Below are 6,297 nucleotides of genomic sequence, written 5' to 3'. Positions count from 1 at the left end.
CCCATTTTAGCGCCCGTTATCAGGGCTTTGACAATCCAAATAGCAGCACGCCAAATATGGGTCATATCCGATTGGATGCCGAAAGTGCTTATCAAGGTAATTTATGGCTGGCAGCAGATTTTGACCAATATATGGTGAATGGTGCAGCGGAAGAGGTGGGTGATAATATAGGCAGTCGCGTACAGTATTTAGGCTCTACACGCGACCATAAAAAATGAATGATATGAGTTTTTAAGATTGACTATCTTCAGCTGCCAATTGGGTCTGACCTATCCAATAACGACTAAACTGATACGCCACTCGACCAGAGCGTCCACCGCGTTCTGATGCCCAGCGTAGTGCCGCTACTCTGATATGAGTGGGTAACTCATCAATGCTGCCTGCAATTTTATTTTTCGCATCGCCTTGCATATCATCATGACTGTTTTTAGCATCGGTTTTTTGTTGAATAGATAAGTAATGATGCACGATGTATAAATAAGTGTTTTGATCCATTGGATGAAAGGATAGCCATAAACCAAAACGGTCAGATAAAGACACCGTCTCATCGATGTTTTCATAAGGGTTCACCTCATCGGTTTGACCATTATAAATATTGACATTGTCTTTCATCAGCTGCGGTAGTAGATGGCGGCGGTTACTGGTCGCATAAACCAACAACTTGTCTTGCTCTGAATCAAGGGCACCATCCAGCACACTTTTTAAGGTGCGGTAGCTTTCATCTTGACCATTAAACGCCAAGTCATCACAGTACACCACGTAGCGACATTTACAGTCAGCTGGCAATGCTTTAATCGCTGCACGTATTTTATCAAGCATCTTTAAATCATCACGGGCAATTTCAATGATGCGCAGACCTTCGTTATGATAGGCTTGAAGCAAGGCCCGAATCAGCGATGATTTACCAGCGCCGCGTGTCCCTGTCATCAAGACGTGATTGGCAGGATAACCTTTAAGGAACTGGCGCGTGTTTTGTACCAGTTTTGATTTTTGGGTATCGATACCATGTAAGTCATCTAAATTTAAAAATAAATTGACCGCCAGCGGCTCTAAATGTCCAGTCTGCCCACCGACCCAGCGATAAGCCAGCTGCGCAGGATCAATCTCAATGGTTGGCGTGACTTGCTCTTGCAAATACTGCCCGAGCAAATCTAATAAATGGTCGGGCAGAGCATAATTCGTAATAGGCTTAGTGGATTGGGGCATAATACTCAGTCGCTTATAAAAATTAAAATGACGTTTGGCTTACTAGATATATAAAGGCATCACTTTACCATGAAAAATAGTGCTAGTATTCCTCGTGTAGTACAAGCAGATGCAAAACAAGCCTTGCGAGTGCAAGCGCCACAAATCCTGCCAGCATTGACCTTATTATTCTCAGACTTGCATTATAGCGAGATATCGCATCAACGCCTCAGTCAGCAAAATCATGGTAGTGAATTTGATTATCAAGGTTTAACGCGTGCACAACATCCACAGTTTGGGAGCGTAATGATTAAATGGCAGTTATGTGCTGATGCCAATCGAAACTCTGCTGGTTTAACCTATGAAGCTGACGTTCTAAAATCTATCAATAACTTATCAAATAATCAAAACAGCCTTTCCGTTATCGCACCACCACTATTAGTTTTCGAAAATATCACCTTACAAATATTAGGACGGCTGCAGCATTTGACTGTGCTTGTCATGCCTTATTATCTAAATGGCAGCTTGACAAATCAGCTGAGCGCTCAAAAGCATCTATTATTGACAGATGTGCAAAAATATCAATTTATCCTGCAATCTGCTTATCTTCTGCATCATTTACACAATATCGGCTGGCTACATAATGATATTAAGCCCAGTAATATTTTACTAGAAGGCTTGCTGTCAAATAATGCGGATAATAGCCGTATCACGTTTGATTTGTTATTGACTGATTTTACTTTGGCAAGAAGCCTTCATAAACCAAGTATGGCAAATATTGCTGGCACGCCTGCCTATCTTGCTCCTGAGCGTTGGCAAGGGTGTGGCGCAACAGTACAAAGCGATATATACGCATTTGGGGTTATGATGTATGAGATATTAGTCAGCGAACGACCATTTAATTTAGAATCAAGAAATGATGAGTTGTTGAGAGCGTGGGCGACCCGGCACTGCCAGTATCCTGTGCCCGTCTTGACTTTAGGGTATCGTCATTATCAAGGTATTATTGATAAAGCATTGGCAAAGCGGATGGAGGCACGGTATCAAAATATGGAAGCTGTTTTGAGGGATTTAGAGTTATTAGAAAATAGGTAAAGCGTATTATTGATAGTCTTGGTAGAGTTCCTCAACAGACTTATCATTAACGATGCTTTGACACTGAGCAAACTGAATATTAAAAGTATCTCTCAATTCATTAAGCTGTTCGATATTCATTTTGTCAGTATTGGAGTAATAAGTCTTAGCGCTAATAGCATAGAGGCTTAATGTGTTTAGCGCCTCATCGCAAACCTCAAAAGGTGCAATCGTTGGCAGACGATTAACATTCACATTATCTATGATTCTATAGGTGTTGCTTATGGTACTTGCTAATAGTTTGGTATCTTGGGTAGCAATCGCGCTTTCCATACCCGTTTTTAGAATGGTTAACTTTTCTAAAAGTATCTCTGCATCATGATGAAAGCCACTAAATTTATCTAAGCTCATCATAACCTTGGTCTTTGTGTCTATACCTACGTCAACTGAAATAGCCGGTTTATATAAGTTACGAAGCCCAACGAGACTAGCTGCTAATAAAACCAGTAATCCTATTGTCAGCCAAAATCCTTTATTCATCGTTTTAAACCAGTCATTTTATGCCTCTGAGAGATAGTTTACTTTGCTTTAATATCAGTTTTATTAATGCTAACACTATTTAGGAGGTATAAGTATTTTGCATAAATACCAAACACAAAAAAACCTGCTAAAAGCAGGCTTTAATATTTGGTCTAAGATGTACTATCCGAAAATGGTGGGGCTGGAGAGACTCGAACTCTCACACCTTGCGGCGCCAGAACCTAAATCTGGTGCGTCTACCAATTCCGCCACAGCCCCATTTTCGTTACCTTATCATCTTTGGCGTTGATATTCAAACCCCATTGAGATAAATAACTGATTCGGTAGTGCGTCTCAGTGGTTGGCTATTATATAGAGTTTGAATCGTTTAGCAAGCCCTATTTACACTTATTTTTAATTATTTAACGATTATTTTTGCTAAATATCATAAATAATTGATATTGCTGATTTTTTAATTCACATTTTTTATTATTTTATTAATATCCATCTTACTCTTGATATGATGAGATATCTAATTGTTGTAATTTACGGGTTAACGTATTGCGTCCCCAACCCAGTAAATTGGCAGCAGCTATTTTTTTGCCGCCGCTATGATTGAGTGCTGCGGTCAGTAAGACCCGCTCAAACTCAGGTGTTGCCGTCTGCAAGATATCGGTTGCTCCCTCCCGTAGTGATTGCTTAGCCCAAATAGCTAAGGCTTGCTGCCAGCTTTGGCTGCCAGAAGCATACTGACTTTGTAGAGGGTTGTTTTCAATAGGGTCTTGTGAGGATAAATACTGCTGTTGATTGTCTAGAGTAGCGTCGCTATTTTCAAGCAGCTCTGGTGGTAAATCCTCTACCATAACCGTGTTGCCAGTTGCCATCACGGTCAACCAGAGGCAGACGTTCTCAAGTTGGCGGACATTACCGCGCCATTCAAAAGACTGCATCATTTGCATTGTTGCCGGATGTAGCTGTTTTGGTGCCGTATTCATCTGCTCAGCAGCGCGCTGCATAAAGTAAGTCGTTAATGCTGGTACGTCCTCGCGCCTAGTCCGTAAAGGCGGCAAAGGTAGACGAATGACATTAAGGCGATAAAATAAATCCTCACGGAACTTGCCTTGTTTGACCAGTTCTTCTAAATTTTGATGGGTAGCAGCAATAATGCGTACATCTACTTTGACAGGCTGTTGCCCACCCACGCGAAAAAACTCACCATTTGCCAACACTCGTAATAGCCGCGTTTGGGTACTAAAAGGCATGTCACCGATTTCATCTAAAAATAACGTGCCGCCATCCGCTTGCTCAAAGCGACCTTGGCGTGAGGTTGTTGCGCCAGTGAATGCGCCTTTTTCATGACCAAACAGCTCAGATTCAATCAAATCATGGGGAATCGCTGCCATATTCAGCGCAATAAAGCTTTGGTTTTGGCGCGGTGAATGCTTATGCAAGGCGCTAGCAACCAACTCTTTGCCTGTGCCTGATTCACCAGTGATTAAAACGGTAATCGGTGAATACGCGAGTCTTCCAATGGCACGAAACACCGTTTGCATAGCTTGCGACTGACCAATAATACCGCTTGGATTGTTATTAGCTTGGGGTTTAGATTTTTCCTGAGCTTTATTTTCAGCAGCTTCTGGGGCTTTTCTAGCTGATCTGGTTGCATTTGACTTATTAGTAGGCTGTTCTTTAACCTTAGGCTTCACAGTAGCATTTGATGCGATGTCAGTACTGATATCTGCATGAGATTCGATTGTGTGATTTGATACGACCAGATTCGGCTGATAATTAATGGCTTTATAAATTGTGGCAACGGCATCATCTAGGTCAAACGGCTTGGGCAGATATTCAAATGCGCCTGTCTGATAGCTATTAATGGCAGAAGTGAGGTCTGAATGCGCTGTCATAATGACAATCGGCAGCTTAGGAAAGTGCTTGTGTACCCAATCACTAAACGACAGACCATCCATCATCGGCATACGAATATCCGTCAATATCACATCAGGTAATAATGCGGCTGACTCTGACGCTTGCAAAATATCATTGAGGCGTGTCCACGCTGCTTGTGCTTGAGTAAAGCTGATAACCGTCAATCCGGCATCTTCAAAAGTATCTGCAAGTACCAGTCGCAGCGCCGCATCATCATCAATGAGCCATAAAGTAGCAGGCTCATTATCAGGATTGTTATTGACCGTGACCATTGGCATTTGCTCATGGCTTGTAAGGTGTTGGGTATCATTATACTGAGTCATGTGTTTAGCCTAATAAGCATGAAAAGATGAAAATAGCGGCATTAACTTTCAGCGATTGGCTGATGAAAAGGCAAATAAAGGGTAAAACGGGTTTGATTATGATGGCTGCTTTTATTATTGGCATTAGTATCAGTACTCACGCGCTGCGATTGAGTGGAACTGACATCAATCATACCATGATGACGGCTGATGATATCTTGTACGATAGATAAACCAAGCCCAGTTCCTAGCGCACGACTGGTCACCATAGGGAAAAATATCTGCCCGATAATATCTGGATGAATGCCCGAACCGTTGTCAGTGATAGCAATTTGTAGTACTTGTTTATGTTGCTGCCCAGCAATCGTATGCTGAAAAACAACTCGAGTTTGAATATGTAGAATAGCTTGATAACCGTCATGACTGTCATTACTATTAAAAGAGCTCATCCCTGATGGTGAAGCATTTATTTCAGAAGGTTTTTGATGCGGCAAGGTTTGTGCAAATTCAGTCATGGATTCGCAAGCGTTATTAATGAGATTTAAGAAGACTTGAATCAGCTGGTCTTTATCGGCACAGAGTTCAGGTAACGATAAGTCATAGTCGCGCTGCAATAAAACTTGTGGATATTGATGGATGATCAATGCCAAAACATGCTCTATTGGCTCATGAATATTAAGCGTTTGCCAATGTGGTAATTGATTGGAACCAAGAAACTGCCCAATCAGCTGAGTTAGGCGATCTGTCTCTGAGATGATGATATCGGTATAGCTGCGCAATTTGTCAGCGGTTTTTTGACGATCGTTATCAGGGTTTGAAACGGGATTTAAAATAGGGCTTTGATAGTCGGCATCAGCAGTGTGAGTATTAAGTGAGCGCTCACTAAATTTGATAAATTGACGCTGCAACAACTGCGCGGCACCGCGAATACCAGCCAACGGATTTTTGATTTCATGGGCAACCGAACGCAGCATATGACGTGCAACATTGTACTGCTGCTGTTGGTGCTGTTCTTCTGAGATGCGACTTTGGCGGTCTTTGCCCCATATCTCTATAATAAAATAGCTTTGCTGCTGATAAATAATAGGGGTCACACTATAGTCAATCGAGAGTGGTAAGTTGCCATTTAGCTGGGTGTTTATCAGATGGTCATGGTCAATAAAAGGTTGTTGATACTGCTTCGCTTGATGAAAGCGCTCAGTTAAAGAATAGCTTTTATCTTTTGGGCTGGTAATAATAGTGCTTTTTTGAGGTTTCAACTCTTCGGGCGCAAGCAGCATTAATATAG

At 41.8% G+C, this 6,297-nt stretch carries 5 protein-coding genes, 1 tRNA gene and 1 pseudogene; 2 read left to right on the top strand and 5 right to left on the bottom strand.

Going from position 1 to position 6,297, the window contains the following annotated elements:
- Window positions 1–218 (top strand): annotated as a pseudogene (locus VLN09_RS02645) (MBL fold metallo-hydrolase); the annotation flags it as partial.
- A 13-nt stretch (window positions 219–231) separates the two neighbouring features.
- On the opposite strand, the gene VLN09_RS02640 reads toward VLN09_RS02645, so the two are convergent.
- The gene (locus VLN09_RS02640) at window positions 232–1,206 is read right to left on the bottom strand and encodes an ATP-binding protein (protein WP_325243661.1); all 975 of its coding nucleotides are present in this window, start codon (window positions 1,204–1,206) and stop codon (window positions 232–234) included.
- Window positions 1,207–1,275: 69 nt separating this feature from the next.
- On the opposite strand from VLN09_RS02640, the gene VLN09_RS02635 reads away from it, so the two are divergent.
- Window positions 1,276–2,280 (top strand): protein kinase domain-containing protein, encoded by a 1,005-nt coding sequence (locus VLN09_RS02635; RefSeq protein ID WP_325243660.1) that lies wholly within the window; start codon window positions 1,276–1,278, stop codon window positions 2,278–2,280.
- Between the two features lie 6 nt (window positions 2,281–2,286).
- On the opposite strand, the gene VLN09_RS02630 is transcribed toward VLN09_RS02635, so the two are convergent.
- From VLN09_RS02630 to VLN09_RS02615, 4 genes are all read right to left on the bottom strand, one after another.
- Window positions 2,287–2,799, bottom strand: a complete 513-nt coding sequence (locus VLN09_RS02630) for a hypothetical protein (protein ID WP_325243659.1) — start codon at window positions 2,797–2,799, stop codon at window positions 2,287–2,289.
- 173 nt (window positions 2,800–2,972) lie between these two features.
- A tRNA-Leu gene (locus VLN09_RS02625) sits at window positions 2,973–3,057 on the bottom strand.
- Between the two features lie 230 nt (window positions 3,058–3,287).
- Window positions 3,288–5,030, bottom strand: coding sequence for a sigma 54-interacting transcriptional regulator (locus tag VLN09_RS02620; RefSeq protein WP_325243658.1), 1,743 nt, complete (start codon window positions 5,028–5,030; stop codon window positions 3,288–3,290).
- A 41-nt stretch (window positions 5,031–5,071) separates the two neighbouring features.
- Window positions 5,072–6,297, bottom strand: a 1,226-nt coding sequence (locus VLN09_RS02615) for a two-component system sensor histidine kinase NtrB (protein WP_325243657.1), incomplete at its 5' end; no start/stop codon positions are given.

Origin of the sequence: Psychrobacter sp. (assembly GCF_035469765.1) — a bacterium.
GTDB lineage: Bacteria > Pseudomonadota > Gammaproteobacteria > Pseudomonadales > Moraxellaceae > Psychrobacter.
The sequence above is the reverse complement of the archived record's forward strand: the minus strand, read 5'-3'. Positions and strand labels throughout refer to the sequence as shown.